This window comes from Stenotrophomonas rhizophila, assembly GCF_020857975.1.
In the GTDB taxonomy this organism is placed as follows: domain Bacteria; phylum Pseudomonadota; class Gammaproteobacteria; order Xanthomonadales; family Xanthomonadaceae; genus Stenotrophomonas; species Stenotrophomonas rhizophila_C.
The window spans coordinates 162261-185328 of sequence record NZ_JACWUO010000001.1 but is presented as its reverse complement, the minus strand read 5'-3'; the positions used below and the strand labels follow the sequence as shown (position 1 = coordinate 185328).

16 protein-coding genes and 1 riboswitch are annotated in these 23068 nt (G+C 68.4%); of the genes, 5 read left to right on the top strand and 11 right to left on the bottom strand.

Going from position 1 to position 23068, the window contains the following annotated elements; translation table 11 throughout:
• Positions 1 to 4: 4 nt before the first annotated feature.
• The 7 genes from pnuC to IC535_RS00790 all read right to left on the bottom strand — a co-directional run bounded on the left by pnuC (position 5) and on the right by IC535_RS00790 (position 9606).
• Complete coding sequence (gene pnuC / locus IC535_RS00820) at positions 5 to 598, bottom strand: nicotinamide riboside transporter PnuC (RefSeq protein WP_228884668.1); 594 nt, start codon at positions 596 to 598, stop codon at positions 5 to 7.
• The gene (locus IC535_RS00815) at positions 595 to 2766 is read right to left on the bottom strand and encodes a TonB-dependent receptor (RefSeq protein ID WP_228884667.1); all 2172 of its coding nucleotides are present in this window, start codon (positions 2764 to 2766) and stop codon (positions 595 to 597) included. The genes pnuC and IC535_RS00815 overlap by 4 nt, the downstream gene beginning before the upstream one ends.
• Positions 2767 to 2830: 64 nt before the next feature.
• Positions 2831 to 2925: riboswitch (TPP riboswitch) on the bottom strand.
• Positions 2926 to 2964: 39 nt separating this feature from the next.
• Positions 2965 to 4101, bottom strand: coding sequence for a phosphotransferase enzyme family protein (locus tag IC535_RS00810; RefSeq protein ID WP_228884666.1), 1137 nt, complete (start codon positions 4099 to 4101; stop codon positions 2965 to 2967).
• A gap of 140 nt (positions 4102 to 4241) precedes the next feature.
• Complete coding sequence (locus IC535_RS00805; protein ID WP_228884665.1) at positions 4242 to 4664, bottom strand: glycine zipper 2TM domain-containing protein; 423 nt, start codon at positions 4662 to 4664, stop codon at positions 4242 to 4244.
• 1033 nt (positions 4665 to 5697) lie between these two features.
• Complete coding sequence (locus tag IC535_RS00800; RefSeq protein WP_228884664.1) at positions 5698 to 7749, bottom strand: peptidoglycan-binding protein; 2052 nt, start codon at positions 7747 to 7749, stop codon at positions 5698 to 5700.
• Positions 7750 to 7851: 102 nt separating this feature from the next.
• Complete coding sequence (locus IC535_RS00795) at positions 7852 to 8622, bottom strand: hypothetical protein (protein WP_228884663.1); 771 nt, start codon at positions 8620 to 8622, stop codon at positions 7852 to 7854.
• A 345-nt stretch (positions 8623 to 8967) separates the two neighbouring features.
• Entirely contained in the window at positions 8968 to 9606 is a 639-nt protein-coding gene (locus IC535_RS00790; protein ID WP_228884662.1) for a response regulator transcription factor, read from the bottom strand.
• A gap of 78 nt (positions 9607 to 9684) precedes the next feature.
• Between IC535_RS00790 and IC535_RS00785 the strand changes: the two genes are divergently transcribed.
• Positions 9685 to 13281, top strand: coding sequence for an ATP-binding protein (locus IC535_RS00785; protein WP_228884661.1), 3597 nt, complete (start codon positions 9685 to 9687; stop codon positions 13279 to 13281).
• Here IC535_RS00785 and IC535_RS00780 read toward each other — a convergent pair.
• Both IC535_RS00780 and IC535_RS00775 read right to left on the bottom strand, forming a co-directional pair.
• Positions 13267 to 13686 carry a c-type cytochrome gene (locus IC535_RS00780; RefSeq protein WP_228884660.1) on the bottom strand — a complete coding sequence of 140 codons (420 nt, stop codon included), beginning with the start codon at positions 13684 to 13686 and terminating at the stop codon, positions 13267 to 13269. The two genes, IC535_RS00785 and IC535_RS00780, sit on opposite strands and share 15 nt — an antisense overlap.
• Before the next feature lie 100 nt (positions 13687 to 13786).
• Positions 13787 to 15463, bottom strand: coding sequence for an electron transfer flavoprotein-ubiquinone oxidoreductase (locus IC535_RS00775; RefSeq protein ID WP_228884659.1), 1677 nt, complete (start codon positions 15461 to 15463; stop codon positions 13787 to 13789).
• Between the two features lie 342 nt (positions 15464 to 15805).
• Between IC535_RS00775 and IC535_RS00770 the strand changes: the two genes are divergently transcribed.
• Positions 15806 to 16969 carry an acyl-CoA dehydrogenase family protein gene (locus IC535_RS00770; protein WP_228884658.1) on the top strand — a complete coding sequence of 388 codons (1164 nt, stop codon included), beginning with the start codon at positions 15806 to 15808 and terminating at the stop codon, positions 16967 to 16969.
• Positions 16970 to 17063: 94 nt separating this feature from the next.
• On the opposite strand, the gene trmL is transcribed toward IC535_RS00770, so the two are convergent.
• Positions 17064 to 17543 carry a tRNA (uridine(34)/cytosine(34)/5-carboxymethylaminomethyluridine(34)-2'-O)-methyltransferase TrmL gene (gene trmL / locus IC535_RS00765; RefSeq protein ID WP_228884657.1) on the bottom strand — a complete coding sequence of 160 codons (480 nt, stop codon included), beginning with the start codon at positions 17541 to 17543 and terminating at the stop codon, positions 17064 to 17066.
• An 80-nt stretch (positions 17544 to 17623) separates the two neighbouring features.
• Entirely contained in the window at positions 17624 to 18091 is a 468-nt protein-coding gene (locus IC535_RS00760; protein WP_228884656.1) for a hypothetical protein, read from the bottom strand.
• Between the two features lie 390 nt (positions 18092 to 18481).
• Between IC535_RS00760 and IC535_RS00755 the strand changes: the two genes are divergently transcribed.
• The 3 genes from IC535_RS00755 (at position 18482) to IC535_RS00745 (ending at position 23036) form a co-directional block, all read left to right on the top strand.
• A complete protein-coding gene (locus IC535_RS00755; protein ID WP_228884655.1) occupies positions 18482 to 21346 on the top strand; it encodes a M16 family metallopeptidase in 2865 nt (954 codons plus the stop codon).
• A gap of 242 nt (positions 21347 to 21588) precedes the next feature.
• Positions 21589 to 21906 (top strand): DUF4156 domain-containing protein, encoded by a 318-nt coding sequence (locus IC535_RS00750; protein WP_228884654.1) that lies wholly within the window; start codon positions 21589 to 21591, stop codon positions 21904 to 21906.
• A gap of 113 nt (positions 21907 to 22019) precedes the next feature.
• Positions 22020 to 23036: a 3-oxoacyl-ACP synthase III gene (locus IC535_RS00745; RefSeq protein WP_228884653.1), complete on the top strand. Its 1017-nt coding sequence runs from the start codon at positions 22020 to 22022 to the stop codon at positions 23034 to 23036.
• Positions 23037 to 23068: the final 32 nt, after the last annotated feature.

Here is a 23068-nt window from a genome sequence, read left to right as displayed (position 1 = left end):
GCCGCTAGCGCTGCCCGACCACGGCCGGCAGCGCGGTACGCCGGCCCGCCGCGGTCCACGCCCGCAGCCCCATCACCGCCAGCGCCACGAACACCACGTACAGCGCGGCGGTGAGGTGCAGCGATTTGACCAGGTACATGCCGACGTAGACCACGTCCACGACGATCCACAGCCACCAGCTGGCGCTGTGCCGGCGTGCCTGCCACCACTGCGCCACCAGGCTCAGTGCGGCCAGCATCGCATCCAGCCACGGCAGCGCGGCGTCGGTGAAGTGGTGCATCAGCGCCCCCAGCGCGATCCCGAACGCCACGCCGACGCCCAGGTCGCGCAGCAGCTGCCGCCGCGGCAACGCGACGATCACGATCGCACCGTCCTGCTGCGCCTGCCGCCGCCAGCTGATCCAGCCGTACAGCAGGAAGCCGCCGAACACGACCTGCAGCAAGGTGTCCGAATACAGCCTGGCTTCGGCGAACACCAGCGCATACAGCGCCACCGACACCAGCCCGACCGGCCAGGCCAGCATCCAGCGGCGTGCCATCAGCCACACCCCGAGCGCGCTGAAAGCCACCGCCGACCATTCCAGGATCGCCGGATTCATAGCCCGAACGTCACCGACAGCCGTGCCTGGCGCGGCGCCCCGGCAAACAGGTAGTAGTCGCCGGCGGTGCTGCCGGTATCGCGCCAGTAGAAGCGGTCGAACACATTGTCCACCGACAGGTTCCAGGTTACCGGGCGCGCGCGCAGCGTGTGCTTCAGGCGCAGGCCCAGGTCGACCACGTGATAGGCCGGCGCGCGCGCGCTGCCGTCCACCGTGGCGGCGTTGGCCGACGCGTAGCGCCAGCCGCCGGTGAGCGCCAGGCCGGTGGCGAACGGCAGCGTGTAGTCGGCCTGCACGCTGGCACGCAGCTTGGGCACGTTGACCAGCTGGTGGCCCTCGTAGAGCGCGGTCCCGGTGCCGCGCCCGCGTGCCTGCAGCGCACTGACGCTGGCGTTGAGCACCAGGCCCTGGGCGATGCGGCCGTTGGCGGTCAGCTCCAGGCCGGTGTGGGTCTGCTGGCCTTCGGCAACGAACGTGTACCCGGCGTCGCTGCCGTCGGGCTTGGCGTACTGGAACGGCTGCGAGGTGCGGAACACGGCCGCGCCCAGGGTCAGCGCATCGGAGCGGGCGTACTTGACGCCCACTTCGGCCTGGCGCGACAGCACCGGGGCCAGGAACGCCCCTTCGTTGGAGGTCCAGAACGGGGCTTCCTGGCCCAGCGAAATGCCGCGCACGTAGCTGGCGTATACATTCACCGCATCGGTGGCCTTCCAGACCAGCGCGGTCTGCGGCAGGAACCGCGACAACGTGCTGTGCCGTTCGGCATTGCCGCGCTTGTCGAAGGCGCGCTCGTCCAGACGCACCAAGCGCCCACCGGCCAACCACTGCCAGTGATCGCCGAACTGCATGCGGTCCATGGCGAACAGCGCGGTCTGCGTGCTGTCCAGGCGGCGCAACGACGGCCCCGGCTGCAGCGGCGAGGGGTCGAACACCGGCACCTGCGCATCGTGGATATTGGCCGTGCCCACGTACTCGTTGACGTTACGGCGCTTGTCGACGGTGCGCTCGAAACGATCGGCACCGATGCTGAGTTCATGGCCCACGCGCCCGGCCTGGAAGCGGCCGCGCAGTTCGGCGCGTGCTTCCAGGTTGCGGCGGGTATCGTCGGGGCTGCGGTAATCGTAGATGTCGTAGTCGCCGTTGGGCGCGAAGTAGTTGCCCGGCACGCTGCCGTCGGCGCAGGCGGCGGCGTAGTAGCAGCCGTAGGCGAAGGCCACGTTGTCGTCGATCACCGAGCGGCTGTAGCCGGCCGACACACGCGACTGCCAGTCGGCGTTGAAGTCGTAGGTGTGCAGCGCGCTGAGGTTGGTGCTGTCGATGCCCACCGGCTCCTGCCAGGGCTGGTAGCCGAGCATGTGGCTGCGGTCCACGCCACGCGGCAGGGCGCTGGCGCCCAGCAGCTGGTAGCCCGAGGCCGAGCGCTGCGCGCTGGTCTGGTAGCTGGCATCCACTTCCAGTTTGCTGCGCGCGCTGATCAACCAGTCGGTGGCCAGCGCATAGAAATTGCGGCGGCCGTCGGCGTGGTCGATGTAGGAGGCGCCGTCGTCCCAGGCGGCATTGAAGCGCACCCCGAAACGCGGGGTCAGCCAATGGCCGACATCCACCGCGGCATAGCGCGAGCCTTCGGCGTCGGTGGCCAGGGTGAGGTTGCGCACCTCGTCCGGGCGCTTGCCGACGTAGTTGATGATGCCGCCCGGCGCCATCACCCCGGCGGCCAGCCCGGCCTCGCCCTTGAGGATCTCCACCTGCTGCACGTTCTCCAGCGCCAGGCGCTGCTCGCCGGCGATGCCCAGGCCGTTGAAGCGGTAGCCGGTGGCGGTATCCAGCGGGAAGCCGCGGATGGCGATGTTCTGGTAATAGCCGACCGGGGCGTAGCTGTCGCCCAGCGAGGCGTCGTTGCTGGCCAGCTCGGACAGCGTGCGCACCTGGCGGCGGTCCAGCAGGCTGCGGTCGAGCACGGTCATCGAGGCCGGTGTGTCCTTCCAGTCGCCGCTGCCGAAGCTGTTGGACTGGGGCGCGGCGACAGCCGCTTGCCGGGCCTGCACGCGGACGGCGGCCAGTTCGGTCGGGGAGCGTTCGGGGGCGTCGGCGGCAGTGTCGCTGGCGTACAGCGGCAGGGCAGTGCACAGGGCGACGGTCAACAGCGCGGGTCGGTAGCAGCGGTTCATTCGATTCGTCATCAGCCAAAGAGACGAAGCGACGGCGCGCGCACGCCGACCCATCCGGTCGTTGCACCCACTGCACAAAGCTCCCTACGCCGGTGCAAACCGGATCAGGTTCCAAGGGACTCTCTCAGCCTGGTCATCCAGGCACCCCCGCTTCAGGGGCTATTTCACCACAATCGGCGCGGCTCTGCCCGCGCCGGCTCAGGCGGCCGCCTGCAGCGCCGCCAGCAGGGCCTGGCCCTGGGCGCCGTTGAACCAGCGGGCATGGCCGAGCAGGAAGGTGTGGTAGGCCACGTCGGCATTGGCCGGCGAGCCGGTGATGGCCTGGAAGTACTCTACTTCGGACAGTGCAAAGTCCAGGTGCACGATCGGCAGCAGGTCGGCCAGCAGCCGCACCCGCGCGGCCGACAGCGGCAGCACCTGGCGGTAGCCCTCGAGCAGGGCCAGGGCGATGTCCACGCGCGCGGCCGGCGCTGCAGCGTCCACTTCCAGCCAGGCGATCGCATTGCGCTCGATCGCCGTGGCCAGGTCGAACAGGGCGCTGGTCGGTGCGGCCAGACCGAAGTCGAGCACGGTCTCGATCGTTTGCCCGGCGCCGGCCGGGGACCACAGCAGGTTGGAGACATGCCAGTCGTTGTGCGTCCACAGCCGCGGTTCGTCCTGCAGCCGGCCGGCCAGGCGCGCGTGCCAGGGCAGCACCGCGCGCTGCAGGTCGCGCTCCCAGTCCTGGCCGGCCAGGTAGGCGGCCAGGCCGGGCCGCTGCGCCAGGCCGGCGCGCAGCAGCGCCAGCGGATCGTCGGCGCGGATCAGGTCGTCGCGCGCCACCAGCAGGTGGGTGCTGCGCTGGGGCGCGTGATGGTCGGCGGCGGCCTGGTGCAGCCGGGCCAGCATGCGCCCGGCCTGGCGCGCCTGGCCCAGGTCGGCCAATGGCGTCCACGAGGGCGCGTCGCGGTACAGGTCCTGGCCGCGTCCCAGGCTGTGCAGCTCATAGGTCCAGCCGTCGTGTTCGACCGCGCTGTCGCCGTTGGCGGCGTGCAGCACCTGCACCACCGGTATCCCACGTGCGGCCAGGTGGGCGATGAAGCGGTGTTCTTCGCCCAGCACCGCCGCGCTGCGCACGCTGCCGTGGTGGCGCTTGATGAACACCGGCCCGGTCGCGGTGCCGACGATGGCCGCGGCCGACAGCGGCCGCGGGCTGTGCCACAGCAACGGGCAGGGGCCGTCCAGCTGCCGGTAGCGGCCGCCCAGCCAGGTGATCTCGGCAGCGGTGAGCGGCGGCCAGTCGGCGGCCACCGCATCGTTGTTGAGGCCCTGCACGAGGTGGTTGTCGTCGTTCATCGGAAAGCGGTCGGGGCGTGCGCACGGGTGCCGGGGGGCCGCTAGCGTAGCGCGTCCGCCGGCGGTTGCCCCCACAACGCAAACGGGCGGGTCATCGACCCGCCCGCAGCAGCAGTGTTCAGCCGTTGCTTCCGGCCGGGTTACCAGCCGCGCCCGTGGTGGCGGTCCCAGTCGCGGCGGTCGCGCTGTTCGCGTTCCCAGCGGCGGCGCTCGTCGCGACGGTCATAGCCGCGCTCGTAGCCATAGCGGCGGTCGTAGCGCTGGTCGTAACGCTGGTCATAGCGCTGGTTGTACCGCTGGTCGTAGCGACGGTCATAGCGGTGGTCGCGGTTGTCGCGGGTGGTCAGGTTGCCGATCGCACCACCGGCCACTGCGCCGCCCACGGTCGCGGCGGTATCGCCGTTGGAAATCAGGTGGCCGGCCACGCCACCGACCACCGCACCGATCACGGTGCGCTTGTCCTTCTTCGACATCGCGCTGGCGTCGCCGACGGTGGCCAGGCCGGCGGTAAGGGCCAGGGCCATGGCCAGGCCGCGGATGCTGAAGCTGGAAAGGGTGAGCATGATCGGTTCTCCTGTCAGGTGTTACCACGGTCGGCAGGAGCGGCGCATTGCGCCTACCGGCCTTGGCTACCACGCTGGGGCTGCAACATTGTCGGAACATTGCCGCCAACCGCTGCCCAGCGTGCGTATTCATCTAGCGGCAGGACGGATGAAGCGGCGCTGAAAGCGCGTCGAAGGCCGGCCGCTACGGCCGGCATGGGGTGAAGAAACAAAAAAGGTTCTTCGCCTATGTGCGGGACTACAGCCGGCCATTGTCTGGATGCATTGGCGTTGCTGTTTCCGCTTCGCGGACAAACTCAAAAGCGTTTCGTGCCCCGAGTCACTTTCTGATGGCGCACATCCCTGTGCGCCACCCTACGGGCCAGCTACGCTGTTCCGCGCCGCTCCTGCGGCGCTGGTGCTCGTGCAAGAAAGTAACCAAAAAACACGCCCGCGCCTCCGTAACAACGAATTTCCGTAGTGAAGAACGCGTCGCAACGCGCCCGTTGATGGACGCATGGGATTGCGATGCTCGGCTCGCTCCAAGGGGGAGGTAGATCAATATCAAAATCACGGGCAACAGCAACAGCTGTCTGACCACGGTCTGACGTTGCTCCAGTTCCTGGCAACCTCGTCACAGGTAGGTCCGACCCATGGTCGGACACGCATCGTCTCGGCATCGCGCTGTCCGAGCGTGGCTCGGATCTACGCTTTCCCATGCGCACCAGCCATGTGTGGAGGGTTGGCGCGGGTGGGTTGGCGGGACTGTCGAAAACATGGATGTTTTCGCCAAGCCCCCAAGGGTGAGGGCGGATCGCTTGCGAGGCACTGCCTCGCATTCGCCCGAACGCACAGCCGCCAGCGGCTGGGCCGGCCCGCGGAGCGGGGTTCACGGCGTGTCCCGCCAACCCACCCGCGCCAGCCCAATCAGCGCATTCGTCGGTCACTGCCGTTGATCTGAGGCTGTAGCTCGCAGGTGAGTTCGCGCAAATAGGCGAAACAAAAAAAGGCCGCGCAATGCGCGGCCCTTCGCAGGCTTCCATGCCCGCTCCACTCAGTGCCCCATCGCCTTCTGGGTCTGGCGCACCTGTTCCTGCTGCTGGTCCTGCGCCTGGTGCAGCACATTGGGCTGGCCCTGCACCGCGCCGCTGCTCTGGGCGATGCTGCGTTCGGTGGCGTCCTTCATGTCCACCGCCGCGCGCTGCATGGCCGGGTCGTTCATCTGCCCCTGCACGGCGAACACGCGTTCGCCATTGGTGCTCTGCACGACCGAGTCGATGCGCGACAGGCCGGCGGCCTTGGCATCTTGGGTCAGTGCCGCCGCGGCGGCTTCCAGTGCGTGGCGGTCCTTGAACGTACCCGCCGGCAGGCCTTCCATGCCCTTCACCGCCTGGTTGAACATCGGGTTCTGCGGGTGGCGCTCATCGCTCAGCAGCGGGCGCTCGCGGGCCTGCTGCATCGCGCTGGCGGTCTTCGGGCCGATCACACCGTCGCTGTCCAGGCCGTTGTCGCGCTGGAACTGGCGCACGGCCGCTTCGGTGTTCTTGCCCAGCTTGCCATCTTCGGTCAACGGCTTGCCGTCGGCGCCGACATAGCCCAGCCAGCCCAGGTTTTCCTGGGTCTTGCGAACCTGCTCGTTGTCCGCGCCGAGCTTGTGCACGCCGCCCTGGGCCTGTTCGGGCTGCGCATGGCCGCGCTTGCCCGCCGCATCCTGGGCCGGCGCGGACTGGTCCTGGGTGCGTTCCAGGCTCTGGCTTTCCAGCAGGTGGCGGCCCTTGGACAACGGGTCGGAGGCGTAGATCTTCCAGTTCGGGTGGTTCTCGACCTGCTTGAGGTAGTCCTCCACCGGCATGGTGTGCACGCCCTTGCTGCCCGAAGACTGGCTGATCAGCAGCTTGTCGGTGTTCGGGTCGCGCACCACCATCACGATGTGGTCGATGCCCTTCCAGTGCTCGTGCTTGGTCTGCGCGGTGTCCAGGCCGATGACCATGCCTTCCTGCAGCGCGCCGGGCTTCATGATGCCGGCACGGTCGAGCAGCACGCCCGATTCCTTGTAGGCGTTGTGCACGATGGTGCCCGAGCCGGCGTAGCCCAGCTTGATCTGGTCGGCGGCGCTGAACACGTCGTGGCCGGCCTTGCGGTTGATCTCGTCCTGGGTCTTGTTCTGCAGCGTGCCGACCCAGCCGGAGCAGTCGATGTAGCCCTGGTCGACGTTCTTGCCGGTCACCCCGTTGCCGCGGTAGTACTGGCTGGACGGAATGTTGATCGCGTACTTGACGTCGTCGTACTGCACGCCGGCCTTGTAGGCCGCATCCAGGCTGATGCCGGGCTTGTCCGGGCCGGCCGCCGCGGTGGCGGTAGCGGCTACGGTGGCCGCACCTGCGGCCACGGCGGCAGCGCCGGGGGTGGCGGCCGGCGGGGTCACGGTCTGGGTCGGCGCGGCCGGGGCCTGCACCGGTGCCGGGCGGGCCTGGGTCTCGGTATGGGCGGCGATGTTCTTTTCCGGAATGCTGATCGCGTCGTACTTGCGGTCGTAGTACTGGGCGAAGCTGCTGGCCAGGTCGCGGTCGTTCATCGTGCGCATTTCCGCACGGGTGTGGCCGGTCAGTGCCTGCACGTCATCGCCGATCTGGCCCATGATCCGCGGGCGCATGTCGATCCGGTCGCCATGGCCGTCGCGCACCACGCCGAAGGTGCCGGTGGCGATCGCGGTCTGGATGGAGCCGTAGCCGGCCGCGCCCTGCTGGTGGGCCAGGTACAGGTCCAGCCCGCTCGGCTTGTCTTCGCCGGACAGGTAAGGATGCCCGGTACGCTCGTGCCGCCGCTCCATGTCCGTCAGGTTGCGCTGGAACATGTCCGCGGCCGCTTCGGTGTTGCGGGTCGGGTCGTACTCATGGCCGGCCAGGCCGTACTGCCGTGCCGAGGACGGCAGGAACTGGAACAGGCCCTTGGCATCGGTGCGCGCGTTGTGGGCGCGCTCGTCGAAGCGGCCGCCGGTTTCGATATGGGCAAAGCGCAGGAAATCCTCGCTCGGGATGCCCTTGCGCTGTGCGACCTGCTCGATGATGTCGAGAACTTCCTTTTTACTGTAGTCACGTTGTGCCATGACGTCTTCCTCTGGGGTGGATTGAGCGGCCTTTGCCGCGCTACGCCAACCGGACTCATCCATGAGTCATCAACATGTCGGTCAACAGGTCTTGCGTGCTGCTTACTTCTTTACGTACGCCTTGGCGGCGGCGTCGTAGCCGTACTGCGTGGTGTCCTGCGCGCCCAGCGGGCGGGTCGCGTCCGGGCCGGCGAAGGTGGTACCGGTGTAGGTGACGCTGATCGCGGGCAGGTCGCTGCCGGCGACGGCGGTGAAGCCCAGCTGGCCGGTGCTGCTGATGCACGGCGTCACCTGGCCGTCGTCGCAGGCGGCGGCATTGTCCTCGCCGGTGGTGACCGAGCCCAGGTAGGCCCATACGCGGTCGTCGTTGTCCTGCGCGTAGTCCGGGTTGAACAGCAGGATCTCGTAACCGTCGATGCTGCTGCCGGCATCGACGCTGGTGCTGGGCACCGCCAGCAGCAGCTTGCCGGCCGGGGTGCGGTGCTCGATCGGCTTGCGCTTGCTGTCGATGGCCGGCGGGTTGCCGTAGGCACCGATGTGGCCGATGTCGCGCTCCATGCCCTTGAACACCCACGGCCGGGCCGGGTTGGTGCCGGTCAGGGTGAAGGTGGCTTCGGTGAGGGTGACCTGGGTTTCCGGGCCGGCATCGTCTTCGCCGGGCTTGCCGTACTTGTTCGGCGTGTTCCAGGCCAGACCGGTGTAATAGCGGGTTCCCGCCAGCTCGAAGGCATGGCCGAACCAGAACGTGGCGACGCTGCCATTGGCCACTTCATACGAGGTGGCACCATCGCCGTCGACCTGGTAGATGAAGTACAGCACGCTGCCGGCATCGGGCGGCGTGGCGACGGCGGCGGGAGTAGGGGAGCTCTGCATCGGGGCAACATCCTGTCGTGGCGCGGGCGCGCCCTGTGGTGACGCGGTCGAAGTCGAAGGGCTGCATGCGCTGGCCAACACCGACACGAGCAGGCCGGCCAACGCCGCGCGCAGGCGCGGGCGGGCAGGGCCCAAGCGGGTTTCCGGAAGGATTGTCATGCACCTCTCCATGGTTCTGCGGGCATCGGACAGGAAGGCCGACGCATGGGGACGCTCCGACCCGTGACGGGGAAGCGCGGTGATGAGCCGGCCGATTCCTTCGACCTCGCACATGGAACTCATCGGCCGCCATCATGGCACATCCGGTGGCGCTGTCACAGGGGGGGGGGGCGGCCAAGGCCGGGGTCAGATCTCGCCGTCGCGCAGGTAGTCGAACAGCTCGGCGTCGCCCTTCAGGCCCAGCTTGAGCATCGCATCGCCCTTCTGCCGGCTGATGGTGCTCACGCTCTTGTGCAGCTGCAGCGCGATCTCCTTCACGGTCAGGCCGCTGCCGAGCAGGCGCAGCACCTCGACCTCGCGCGGGGACAACGGCTTGGTGCCGATATCGTCGACGTTCTTGGTGCCGATCGCGTCGATGCGTTCCTTCAGGGTGCGGCTGACATAGGGCAGGCCGCGCTGCACGGTCTGGATCGCCAGCGGCAGCTCTTCCATCGAGGAGGTCTTGTCGACCAGGCCGAGCACGCCGGTGGCCACCACCATGCGCAGGATCGCCAGGTTGTTGGACACGCTCAGCATCAGCACCGGCAAGTCCGGGTAGCGGCGCCGGATCATCCCGATCATGGCAAAGCCGTCAGCCTGGTGGCTGCCGGGCATCGAATAGTCGGTCACCAGCACATCGCAGGGATGGGAGGTCAATGCCGTGAGCAGCTCATCGGCGCTACTGGCTTCGGCCACCACCAGGCCGACACCGCTGGTCTCGATCACCGCTTTGGTGCCGATCCGGACGACCGGGTGGTCATCGGCGATGATAATGCGCAGGGTCATGGACTAGTATTGCCTGTGAGGCAGCCGCCGTTCGGGCCGTGCCGTGGGGGAAACAACATTCTACGGGGATCAGACAGCATGCGTACCCTGGTTGTCCGCTGGCTGGTTCTGTGGGGCTTGGCGATGGCACTGGCCGCACCTGCCTGCCTTGCCGGCCCGGCCGCCACTACGCCGTCGCTTTCACCTCGCCAGAGCGAATGGCTTGGCCGGCACCCTACCATCATCCTGGGCTTGTACGACAGCGGCTGGCCGCCGTTCGAGTCGATGCGCGATGGCCGGCCGCGCGGGCTGGGCTACGACTACCTGGACGCGCTGACCCGGCAGCTCGGCGTGCAGGTCAAGGTGCGCACGTACCGCAGCTGGAGCGAGGTGCTCGACGCGGCCTGCCGTGGCGAGGTCGATGTGGTGATGAACATCACCCTGACCGCCGACCGTAGCCGCTGCATGGTCTATACCCGCCCCTACGTGGATGCGCCGCTGGCGCTGGTCGGCCGGCCCGACGATACCCGTCCCTCCACCGACCCGGACCTGCACGGGTTGGGCGTGGTCACCGAACAGGATTTCGTCACCAGCGACCAGGTCCGCGCGCGCTTTCCCGGCGCGCGCCGGGTGGTCGCGGCCAATACCCTGGCCGCGCTGACGATGGTGGCGCGCGGCCAGGCCGATGTTTACATCGGCAACGCCCAGGTCGCCAACGCCATGATCGAGCAGCATGCGCTGCAACAGGTGGCGCTGCTGCGGCCCAGCGACCTGCCCCCCGAGCGCCTGCATTTCGGCGTGCCCAACGCCAAGCAGCCGCTGGCCGAGGCATTGGACAGCGCGTTGGCGGCGCTGGCCCCGGCGCAGCGCGATGCGGTGGCGCAGCGTTGGTTGCGCCCGCTGCACTGGTCCACGCAGTCGCGGCTGATCCTGGGCAATGCCGAAAAGCGCGTGCTGGCCACGCCGCTGCGGTTGGGCTTTGCGCCCGGCGCGGCGCCGCTGTCGTTCGTCGACAAGGATGGCCAGCCCAGCGGCGTGGCCGGCGACTACCTGCGCCAGCTGCGCATGGCCGGTGCCCAGCTGCAGCGGGCGCCGGCGCATGACTGGTTCGAGGTGCGCGAGCAGGTGCGTCGCGGCCAGGTCGATGCGGTGCTGGGCATCCCCAACGATTCGACCTACCTGGGCCAGGGCTGGGTGTTCAGCCAGCCCTTCATCACCGTGCCCAACGTCATCGTGGTGGGCCGTGGCAGCCCGATGGTGCTGGACCTGGCCGACCTGGACCACCGCAGCATCCTGTTGTCCGATCCCGAACGCCTGCGCGGTTACATCCTGCAGCACGCGCCGAACGCACGCATCGTGCCGGCGCGGGGCGCCGAGCAGGCCCTGGCGCGGCTGGCCAACGGTGATGCCGATGCCTATATCGGCAATCTGGCGCTGGTCGACCGGATCGTGCGCGAACGGTATCCCGCGCAGTTGATGGTCAGCGCCCCGGCCGGCTTCAACGACCGCCTGTCGCTGGCGGTCAAGCGCGAATATGCGCCGCTGGCCACCACCTTCGACCGCCTGCTGATCAACCTGACCGCGCGCGAACACGAGGCGATCCGCGGCGACTGGTTGTCGGCCGAGTACCGCAGCCCGATGGATTGGCGTGCGCCGGCGCGCTGGGCGGTACCGTTGGCGCTGGTGCTGCTGAGCGCGCTGGCGGTGCATGGCTGGGGGCACTGGCGGCTGCGCCGCGAGGTGGCGATGCGGCGGCGGCTGGAGCAGCGCCTGCAGGAGGCGACCAACAACCTGCCGGCGATCGTCTACCAGGCGCGGCGCGACAGCGAAGGGGTGTTTTCCTTCCCTTACATCACCGGCGACATGGATGCCCTGTTCGGCCTGAGCGCGGCCGAGGCGATGGCCGACGAGGCGCGGTTGAGGGACAGGATCGATCCGCGCGACCGCGAACGCGTGCGGCAGACCCTGGAGCAGGCCGCGCGTGATCTGGGCGCGCTGGACATGGAGTTCCGCACCTGCCCGCGTGGCGAGGAACGCTGGGTGCGTTCGCGCGCGCTGCCGTATGCGGCCGAAGACGGCACGGTGCTGTGGAGCGGCTATTGGGTGGATGTGACCCAGGCGCGCGCGCAGGCCGAGGCCCTGGCCACGGCCAAGTCCGCCGCCGAGCGCGCCACGGCGGCCAAGTCCGAATTCCTGGCGACCATGAGCCATGAAATCCGCACCCCGATGAGCGGGGTGCTGGGCATGGTGGAGATGCTGTCGCACACCACGCTGGACCTCGAGCAGCGGCGCATCATCGGGGTGATCGAGGATTCGGCGCAGATGCTGCGGCATATCCTCGATGGCATCCTGGACTATTCGCGGATCGAGGCCGGTGCGCTGCCGCTGGAGCTTGAGCCGGTATCGCTGCGCGGCCTGCTCGACAACGTGCAGCAGCTGCTGTCGCCGCAGGCCTCGGCCAAGGGGCTGGCGCTGGGCCTGCAGGTGGACGAGGCGGTGGCGCCGATGCACCTGGCCGACGGCCTGCGCCTGCGCCAGATCGTGTTCAACCTGCTCAGCAATGCGATCAAGTTCACCGACCACGGCACGGTCGGCATCGCCCTGGCGGTGGAGCTCAACGAGGAAGGCGCGCAGCGGCTGCGCCTGAGCGTGACCGATACCGGCATCGGCATCTCCGCCGACCAGTACGACCGCCTGTTCAAGCCGTTCGCCCAGGCCGATGCATCGATCACCCGCCAGTACGGCGGCACCGGCCTGGGCCTGAGCATCTGCCAGCGCCTGGTCGGGCTGATGCGCGGCGAGCTGGACATGCACAGCGTGCCCGGCCAGGGCACCGAGGTGGTGGTGCGGCTACCGCTGCCGGTGGTGCCGGGCGAGCAACAGCACGACGGCACGCCGCGGCCGGCCGCCGAGGTGCCGCCGTTGCCGGCGTCGCTGTTGCAGCGGCGGGTGCTGGTGGTCGAAGACCATCCCACCAACCAGGCCTTGATGCGTTGGCGCCTGCAGCAGCTGGGCCTGTCGCACGAACTGGCCGAGGACGGCCAGGCCGCGTTGGCCCTGCTCGAACACGGCCATTTCGACCTGGTGATCACCGACTGCCGGATGCCGGTGATGGACGGCTACACGCTCACCCGGCATATCCGCGAACGCGAACGCAATGGCCAGCGCGGCACTCCGCGGTTGCCGGTGATCGCCCTGACCGCCAGCGCGCTGCCGCAGGACGTGCAACGCTGCCGCGAGGCCGGCATGGACGACCTGCTGGCCAAGCCGGTGGCACTGGCCACGCTGCGCCAGGCGATGCTGCGCTGGCTGCCGCAGCCGGGCGCCGGGCCGGTGGCGGTGGAGGCTCCGCCACCGGAGACGGCCCCGCTCGGCAGTGCGCCCACGCGCGCGGCGATCGTGCGCCGCTTCGGCTCCGAACACGTGGCCACGGTGTTGATCGACAGCATGCGCACGGCCACCGAAGAAGACCTGCAGCGTGGCCATGCCGCGCGCGAGCAGGGCGACAACGAGGCCGCCGTGCAGGTACTGCATCGCATCGTCGGCGGTCTGGGCACGCTGGGCGCCGGCGAGCTGGCCGAGCAGGCGCGTGCGCTGATGCAGCAGGCCGATCGGCACGGGGTGGCGGTGTGCAGCGCCGACATCGAGGCGTTCGAAGGGCTGCTGCGCACCTACCTGGATTCACTGCAGGCCTGATGCGGCGTCCGTGGTGGCCTGGCGGGCCTGCTGCAGGTACTCGATCACCTGCCGTCGGCGCTGCGGGTCGGCGGTGGCATTGACCATGCGCGTGCCCGGCACCACGCTGGCCGGCGCGCGCAGGAAGGCGTCCAGGGTCTGTTCGTTCCAGCTGATGGTGGCCTGGCGCATGGCCGGCGAATAGGGATAGTCGGCCAGGCTGCCGGCACGCCGCCCGATCACCCCATACAGGTTGGGACCGAAGCGATGCACGCCGCCCGGGTTGACCGTGTGGCACCCGGCGCAGATCGCAAAGGCGCGCTGCAGTTCCTGCTGGTGCGCCTGCTCGGGTGTCTGCGGTGTGCGTGCGCAGGCGGCCAGGCACAGGCTGGCCACGGTCAGGCAGAACAGGCGGGGGAGATGCATGGCAGGCAACCGCAAGGCAGGCAACAGCGGCCGATGATAGCCAGCCCGGCCCTGCCGGGCCTGGCGGCGGCCTGCGACCAATGGCCGCAGGCCGATCGCATCACATCGCCGGGTAGTTCGGGCCGCCACCGCCCTGCGGGGTCACCCAGACGATGTTCTGGGTGGGATCCTTGATGTCGCAGGTCTTGCAGTGCACGCAGTTCTGCGCGTTGATCTGCAGCTGTTCGTGGCCATCGGCACCGACGAACTCGTACACCCCGGCCGGGCAGTAGCGCGCTTCGGGGCCGGCGTATTCGGCCAGGTTGACCCGCACCGGCACGCCGGCGTCCTTCAGGGTCAGGTGGCTGGGCTGGTCTTCTTCATGGTTGGTGCTGCTCAGGAACACCGAACTGAGACGGTCGAAGGTCAGCACGTTGTCCGGCTTGGGGTAGTCGATCCTGGCGTGCTGCGCGGCCGGTTCCAGGCACTCATGGTCCGGCTTGCTGTGGCGCAGGGTCCACGGCGGGTTGCGCACGCCCAGCTTGGGCAGTAGCCATTGCTCGATGCCGGTCATCAGCGTGGCCACGGTGCGGCCCTTCTTGAACCATTGCTTGAAGTTCTTGGACAGCTTGAGCTCGTCGTGCAGCCAGCTGGCCTCGAACGCGGCCGGGTAGGCGCTGAGTTCGTCGCGCTGGCGGTCGGCGGCCAGCGCGTCGAACGCCGCATCGGCGGCGAGCATGCCGGTCTTGATCGCCGCGTGGCTGCCCTTGATCCGGCTGGCGTTGAGATAACCGGCCTCGCAGCCGACCAGCGCGCCACCGGGGAACACCGTCTTGGGCAAAGAGAACAGGCCGCCGGCGGTGATCGCGCGCGCGCCGTAGGCGATGCGCTTGCCGCCTTCCAGGTGCTTGCGGATCGCCGGGTGGGTCTTGAACCGCTGGAACTCCTCGAACGGGCTCAGCCACGGGTTGCGGTAGTCCAGCCCCACCACGAAGCCGACGGCGACCTTGCCACCGTCGGCGTGGTACAGGAACGAACCGCCATAGGTGTCGCTGTCCATCGGCCAGCCGGCGGTATGCACCACCAGGCCCGGCTCATGCCTGGCCGGGTCGATCTGCCACAGTTCCTTGATGCCGATGCCGTAGGCCTGCGGGTCCTTGCCGGCGTCGAGCTGGTAGCGCGCGATCAGCTGGCGGCCCAGGTGGCCGCGCGAGCCTTCGGCGAAGATCGTGTACTTGGCATGCAGCTCCATGCCGCGCTCGAAGTTGGGGCCGTGCGCGCCATCCTTGCGGATGCCCATGTCGCCGGTGGCCACGCCCATCACCGCGCCGTTGTCGTCGTACAGCACTTCGGCTGCGGCAAAGCCGGGGAAGATCGCCACTTCCAGGGCTTCGGCCTGCTGGGCCAGCCAGCGGGTCACCTCGCCCAGGCTGATGATGTAGTTGCCTTCATTGTGGAAGCACTCCGGCAGCAATGCCTTGGGCGTGCTGCGCGCGCCGTCCGGGCTGAGGAACAGGAACTCGTCGCGGGTGACCTGCTGCCTGAGCGGGGCACCGCGTTCGGCCCAGTCCGGGAACAGTTCGGTCAGCGCGCGGGTGTCCATGATCGCGCCGGACAGGATGTGCGCGCCGGGCTCGGAGCCCTTCTCCAGCACGCATACCGACAGCTCGCGGCCGGCTTCGACGGCGCGCTGGCGCAGCCGGATCGCCGTGGCCAGCCCGGCCGGGCCGGCGCCGACGATCACCACGTCAAATTCCATGGCTTCACGCGGGGGCAGGGCGGTGGTTTGTTCGCTCATGGGGGTGCGTAACTCTTGGGTAGTGCCGCCGGCCAAGGCCGCGGCGGTTGCCTGGGAATCGCGCGCGAAACACACGGCGCAACGGCTGGATCAGGGCATCAGGGTAACGGGACGCGGCGTTTCCGCCTAGGTCGTCGAGGTTGCCGGCAACCCATGTTGCAGTGCGTCATCGAAGTCGGCGCGCTGCTGCAGGGCCGGCTCAGGCCGCTACGCATCTGCATGGCATCGCTCCAGGGCGGAATGAAGGCTGGCATTGTAGGTCGTGTTGCGGCCCGCCTTGGCCCGCCGGGGCGGCAGGCACCACAATGGGCGCCTGTTCTACGCCACGATGCCCCGGTAGCCATGTCACTCAATCCCTACGACCTGTTCGATGTCCGCTCCCTGCTCAGCGAGGAGGAGCGCGCCGTGCAGGCCACGGTGGCACGCTTCACCGACCAGCGCGTGCTGCCGATCATCGGCGATGCGTTCGACCAGGGGCGCTTCCCGGATGAACTGATCCCCGAGATCGCCGCCCTGGGCCTGCTGGGCTGCAGCCTGCCAGAGCAGTACGGCGGCGGCGGGCTCAATGCGGTCAGCTACGGACTGATCTGCCAGGAGCTGGAGCGCGGCGATTCGGGCCTGCGCAGCTTCGTGTCCGTGCAGAGCTCGCTGTGCATGTACCCGATCTTCGCCTATGGCAGCGAAGAACAGCGGCTGCGCTGGTTGCCGGACATGGCCGCCGGCACGGTGATCGGCTGCTTCGGCCTGACCGAGGCGCACGGCGGTTCGGACCCGGCGGCGATGAAGACGCGCGCGGTGCGCGACGGCGGCGACTGGGTGGTCAACGGCAGCAAGATGTGGATCACCAGCGGACCGGTGGCCGACATCGCCATCGTCTGGGCGCATACCGAGGACGGCATCCAGGGCTTCGTGCTGGAGAAGGGCATGGCCGGCTTCACCACCCAGGAGATCAAGCACAAGATGAGCCTGCGCGCGTCGCTGACCGGTGCGCTGTTCTTCGACAACGTGCGCGTGCCCGAGCGCAACCGCCTGCCCAACGTACAGGGCCTGAAGGGCCCGTTAGGCTGCCTCAACCAGGCCCGTTACGGCATCAGCTGGGGGCCGATCGGCGCGGCGGTGGCCTGCCTGGACGAGGCCTTGAACTACACCAAGCAGCGCGTGCTGTTCGGTCGCCCGGTGGCGGCCACGCAGAGTGCGCAGATCAAGCTGGCCGACATGGCCCGGCGGATCACCACCGCGCAGCTGCTGGCACTGCAGCTGGGGCGGTTGAAGGATGCCGGGCAGCTGCAGCCGCAGCAGGTCAGTCTGGCCAAGTGGAACAACTGCCGGATGGCCATCGACATCGCGCGGGAATGCCGCGACCTGCTCGGTGGCGCCGGCATCACCACCGAACACATGGCGATCCGGCATGCGCTGAACTTGGAGTCGGTGATCACCTATGAAGGCACCGAGACCGTGCACCAGCTGGTGATCGGGCGCGAGCTGACCGGGATAAATGCGTTTTGAGGGCCACCTGACCAACGGTCAGGTGCTACCCCAACGGTCAGGTGCTACGCGGCCGGTAGGTGCCGACCGTTGGTCGGCACGCGATGACGCAATGTCACACCCCGCCGGCAAATCCACGCTGGCGCCATGCCTCGTACATCACCACGGCCACCGTATTGGACAGGTTGAGGCTGCGGTTGTCCGGCTGCATCGGCAGGCGCAGGCGGCGGCCATCGGGCAGCGCATCGAGCAGGTCCTGCGGCAGGCCGCGGGTTTCCGGGCCGAACAGGAACGCATCGCCATCGTCGAACTGCGGGGTGTCATAGCGCACGCTGCCGCGGGTACTCAGCGCGAACAGGCGTTTGGGTGCGATGGCCTGCAGGGCGGTATCCAGGTCCGGATGCACCTGCAGCCGTGCGTATTCGTGATAGTCCAGGCCGGCGCGCTTGAGCTGCTTGTCGCTCAGGTCGAAACCCAGCGGCTCGATCAGGTGCAGCCGCGCGCCGGTATTGGCGCAGAGGCGGATCACATTGCCGGTGTTTGGCGGAATCTCGGGTTGGAACAACACAACATGGAACGTAGGCTTGGCAGTCATCGGCAAAGTGTACGCCGACGCGAAACGTGGCAGGAACCGACAGTAGATACCGACTGTTAGTCGGTATTCCTCAGCCGCTTTTACGGACGGGCCAGCACCGAGGCAGCGGTTTCCAGCGCCAGTGCCTGCAGGTCGGCCGGCGACGGGCGCACCTGCAGGGTCGGCAGGTTGATGATCACCTCATGGGCCACCGCGGTGGCGGCGGCGGTCAGGGTCGCCACGTAGCCGCGGTCGCTGGCCTGTTCGGCAGCCAGCGCCTGGCGCTGGTCGGCGGTCGGGCGGACTTCGACCGCGGCCAGGGTGGTGATGCTGCGGTTGCCGGCCAGTTCGGCGCGGTAGTCGGCGATCAGGCCGGCGGTCGGGCGCACTTCCACCACGGCCAGGGTCGGGATGGCGCTGCTGCGCTCGATGGCGGCCTGGGCGATCTGGTCGGCCGAGGGACGCACCTGCACGCTGTCCAGGGTGGTGGTGGTGGTGGCATGGACGTTGGAAGCAAACGCGGTGCCGGCGGCGAGGGCGATGGCGATAGCGATGGTCTTGGTGTTCATGGCGGGCCTGTTTAGTGTTGGTGAGCAGTGGTGTGGTAGTAAAGTAGTACACCTATTCGGGGCTTGCAAGAACAATTTCGTTTTTCTTGCTTTTGTTCAGCGAAAAGTCAGTTTCAGTTTGATCGCCGTTTGCCACGCCCAACACGAAGCAGGCTTCGTGCCAACTTTTAGCCATTGATTCAAAAGGGTTTTTGATATTTTCCGAGTGTCCGCTGTCCGGACAACTGTCCGCTTCGGCAGCGGCCTGTCCGCGGTCACCGCCGTGCCTGCGGCTTGCCGGGCCGGGCGTTGCCCCGGATTTCCCCTACCAGGGCAATGACTGTTGGCCGATGCCATTACAGGGAGTCCCGCGCTAGCATCGGCCTTCACTTTCATGACCAAGGAATCGGGATGACCGTCCAGTTTCGTCCGCGTGCCGCGCTGCTGGCTGTAGCGCTCTCCGCCGCCCTGGGCGGCTTCGCGCCGGCCCCGGTGCAGGCCAGGCCGGCTGCGGCAGCCAAGGTCGATATTCCGTTCGAGCAGTTCACCCTGCCCAATGGCCTGCGCGTGGTGGTGCACACCGACCGCAAGGCGCCGATCGTGGCGGTCAACGTCTGGTACCACGTCGGCAGCAAGGACGAACCGGCCGGCCGCACCGGCTTTGCGCACCTGTTCGAGCACCTGATGTTCCAGGGCAGCGAAAACCACAGCGGCGAATATTTCGAACCGTTCAAGCAGGTGGGCGTGACCGGCCAGAACGGCACCACCAACACCGACCGCACCAACTACTTCGAGAACGTGCCCACCACCGCGCTGGACATGGCGCTGTGGATGGAGTCCGACCGCATGGGCCACCTGCTCGGCGCGATCGACCAGGCCGCGCTCGACGAACAGCGCGGCGTGGTCCAGAACGAAAAGCGCCAGGGCGAGAACCAGCCCTATGGCCAGGTCTGGGAAAAGCTCACCCGCGCCATGTACCCCGAAGGGCACCCGTACCACCACAGCGTGATCGGCTCGATGAACGATCTCAACGCCGCCTCGCTGGATGACGTCAAGACCTGGTTCCGCACCTGGTATGGCCCCAACAACGCGGTGCTGGTGCTGGCCGGCGACATCGACCTGGCCACCGCCAAGGACAAGGTCGCCCGCTACTTCGGCGACATCCCGGCCGGCCCGAGCATGGCCCAGCCCAAGGTCGACGTGGCCAAGCGCGAGAAGAGCACGCGCGAGGTGATGACCGACAAGGTGCCGCAGGCACGCATCTACCGCGCCTGGAACGTGGCCCAGGTCGGCACCACCGACATCGACCAGCTGCAGCTGTTCGCCCAGGTGCTGGGCGGGGCCAAGTCCTCGCGCCTGGACCAGCGCCTGCTGCACAAGGACCAGCTGGTGGACAACATCAGCGCCGGCGCCTACAGCTCGCAGCTGGGCTCCAATTTCGTGGTGATGGCCACGGTCAAGCAGGGCGTGGACCCGGCCAGGGTCGAGGCGATCATCGATGAAGAAATCCAGCGCCTGATCAAGGACGGCCCCACCGCCGACGAACTCAGCCGTGGCAAGACCGCGTTCCGCGCCGGCTTCATCCGCGGCATCGAACGCATCGGCGGTTTCGGCGGCAAGGCCGATGCGCTGGCCGAGTGCGCCGTCTACGAAGGCGACCCGGGCTGCTTCCGCCGTTCTCTGGCCGTCATCGACGCAGCCACCGCCGCCGACGTGCGCAAGGTGGGCGCTGCCTGGCTGGGCGCCGGCGACCACACCATCGTGGTCGAGCCGGGCGCGCGGGTGGCGCTGGCCGAGTTGCCGTCGGCAACGCCCAAGCCGTTCACCGTGCCGGCGGTGGACGCCAAATTCAGCACCCTGCCCACCCAGGTCGACCGCAGCAGCGGCGTGCCGCAGACCAGGACCTTCCCGGACCTGAAGTTCCCGCAGCTGCACCGCGCCACGCTGAAGAACGGCACCCGGGTGATCCTGGCCGAGCGCCACGACATCCCGGTGGTGCAGTTCAGCTATGAATTCCCCGGCGGCTTCACCGCCGACCAGGGCCGCAAGCAGGGCACCGCCAACTTCACCATGGAACTGATGGGCGAAGGCGCCGGCAAGCTCGGCGCGCTGCCCTTCGCCGACGCCGCCGATGCGCTGGGCGCCAGCCTGGGCGCCTCGGCGTCGCTGGACAGCGCCAGCGTCTACCTGTCGGCGCTGAAGGAGAACCTGGCCCCGTCGCTGGCCCTGTATGCCGACATGCTGCGCCAGCCGCGCTTCGACCAGAGCGAGATCGACCGGGTCAAGGCGACCTGGATCGCCGGCATCCACCAGGAGAAGGTCAACCCCAGCGCGGTGGCGATGCGCGTGTTGCCGCCGCTGCTGTACGGCGCCGGCCACCCGTATGCGATTCCGTTCACCGGCAGCGGCAACGAGGCCGACATCACCTCGCTGACCCGCGCCGACCTGGTCGACTTCCACAACGACTGGCTGCGCCCGGAGCAGGGCACGCTGATCGTGGTCGGCGACACCACGCTGAAGGACATCGTGCCGCTGCTGGAGCGCCAGTTCGGCGACTGGAAGAGCACCGGCACCGCCCCGCAGGCCAAGCCCCCGGTGGAGGTGGCACGCCCGGCCAGGGCGCGCGTCTACCTGATCGACCAGCCCGGCGCGGTGCAGGCCAACCTGTTCGCCGGCCAGGTGGTGCCCTCCTCGACCGATCCGGGCAGCACCCGCCTGGACATCGCCAACGGCGTGCTCGGCGGCGACTTCACCTCGCGCCTGAACATGAACCTGCGCGAGCAGAAGCACTGGTCCTACGGTGCCGGCAGCAGCGCCAGCAACACCCTGGGGCAGCGCCCGTGGATGGCGCGCGCGCCGGTGCAGATCGACAAGACCGCAGAGTCGATGCAGGAAATGCGCAAGGAGATCGCCGAGTTCGCCAGCGGCGCCAAGCCGGCCACCGCCGCCGAGGTCAGCCGCATCCGCAACATCCAGAACCTGAGCCTGCCCGGTGCGTATGAAACTGCCAGCGCGGTGCTGGGCACCATCAGCGGCATCGTGCGCTACCAGCGCCCGGACGACTATGTGTTCAAGCGCAAGGCCGAGATCGAGGCGATGACCCCGGCACAGGTGCAGCAGGCCGCGGCCACCCTGGATCCGGCCACCCTGACCTGGGTGGTGGTGGGCGACCTGAAGCAGACCGAAAAGGAAGTGCGCGCGCTGAATCTTGGCGAGGTGCAGGTGATCGATGCCGACGGGAAGGTGCTGCGGGACGCGGCAGCGCAATCGCGCTGACGCTCCCACGATCTGCATGCGGATCGTGGCCAACTCACCAGCATCCACACCCCCGCGCCTTCGGCGCGCCCCCCTGACTCAGGGGGGCTCTCCTCCAGACACATGCTCGTTCGGCCGGCCGCTGGCCGGCACCCTCAACAATGCCACCCGATGGGGGGCCGGGCCACCGCCCGGCGCCCCCATCACCCCCGATTCAGCCGTTTCCGGCACACTTCCCTCTGTCGTCCCGCCAGGTCTCCCGCATGCGCATTCTCCTGCTCTCCCTGCTCACCCTCAGTGCCACCGCCTGCACCTGGGTGCCGATCGAACCGGTGGGCAAGACCGTGCGCGTGCTGCCGGCCGGGCAGGTGCCCAGCGGCTGCCAGGCCAAGGGCGAGGTGGTGGTGACGGTCAAGAGCAAGGTGGCCTTCTACAACCGCAACCCCTTGCGCGTGCAGGAAGAACTGGAAACCCTGGCGCGCAACGAGGCCCCCAGTGCCGGGGCCAATGCGGTCCAGGCCGCCGGGTTGCCGGCCGACGGCAGCCAGCGGTTCCTGGCCTTCCAGTGCCCGCCACGCTGAACCCTTCACGGACCGGTCGGCACCATACGCCCCGGTGTGAATTCGTAAAGGTGCGGTGAAGGCGGCGCCGGCTTACAATAGCGCCCCCTTTGCCTGAGCCTTGGCGCTAACTGATGCTCTTCAAGAATGTCTCTATCGCCGGCCTGGCGCACATCGACGCGCCGCACACGCTGACGTCCAAGGAAATCAACGAACGTCTGCAGCCGACGCTGGATCGTCTGGGCATCCGTACCGACGTGCTCGGCGACATCGCCGGCATCCATGCCCGCCGCCTGTGGGATGCGGACATGCTCGCCTCCGACGCGGCCACCCTGGCCGCCCGCAAGGCATTGGAAGACGCCGGCATCGGCGCCGACAAGATCGGCCTGCTGGTCAACACCTCGGTCAGCCGCGACTACCTGGAGCCGTCCACCGCCAGCATCGTCTCGGGCAACCTGGGCGTGACCGACCAGTGCATGACCTTCGACGTCGCCAATGCCTGCCTGGCCTTCATCAACGGTATGGACATCGCCGCGCGCATGCTCGAGCGCGGCGAGATCGACTACGCGCTGATCGTCGATGGCGAAACCGCCAACCTGGTCTACGAGAAGACCCTCGAGCGCATGGCCCTGCCGGGCGTGACCGCCGACGACTTCCGCAACGAGATGGCTGCGCTGACCCTGGGCTGCGGCGCCGCGGCGATGGTGATGGCGCGTACCGAACTGGTGCCCGACGCGCCGCGTTACCGCGGTGGCGTGACCCGTTCGGCCACCGAATGGAACCAGCTGTGCCGCGGCAACCTGGACCGCATGGTCACCGACACCCGCATGCTGCTGATCGAAGGCATCAAGCTGGCGCAGAAGACCTTCGTGGCCGCGCGCGAAGCCCTGGGCTGGGCGGTGGACGAGCTGGACCAGTTCGTCATCCACCAGGTCAGCCAGCCGCATACCGCTGCGTTCATCAAGAACTTCGGCATCGACCCGAAGAAGGTCATGACCATCTTCGGCGAGCACGGCAACATCGGCCCGGCCTCGGTGCCGATCGTGCTGAGCAAGCTCAAGGAACTGGGCCGGCTGAAGAAGGGCGACCGCATCGCGCTGCTCGGCATCGGCTCGGGCCTGAACTGCTCGATGGCCGAAGTGGTCTGGTAAGCCGTCCACGGCGTTGAATCCAGGGGCCGGTA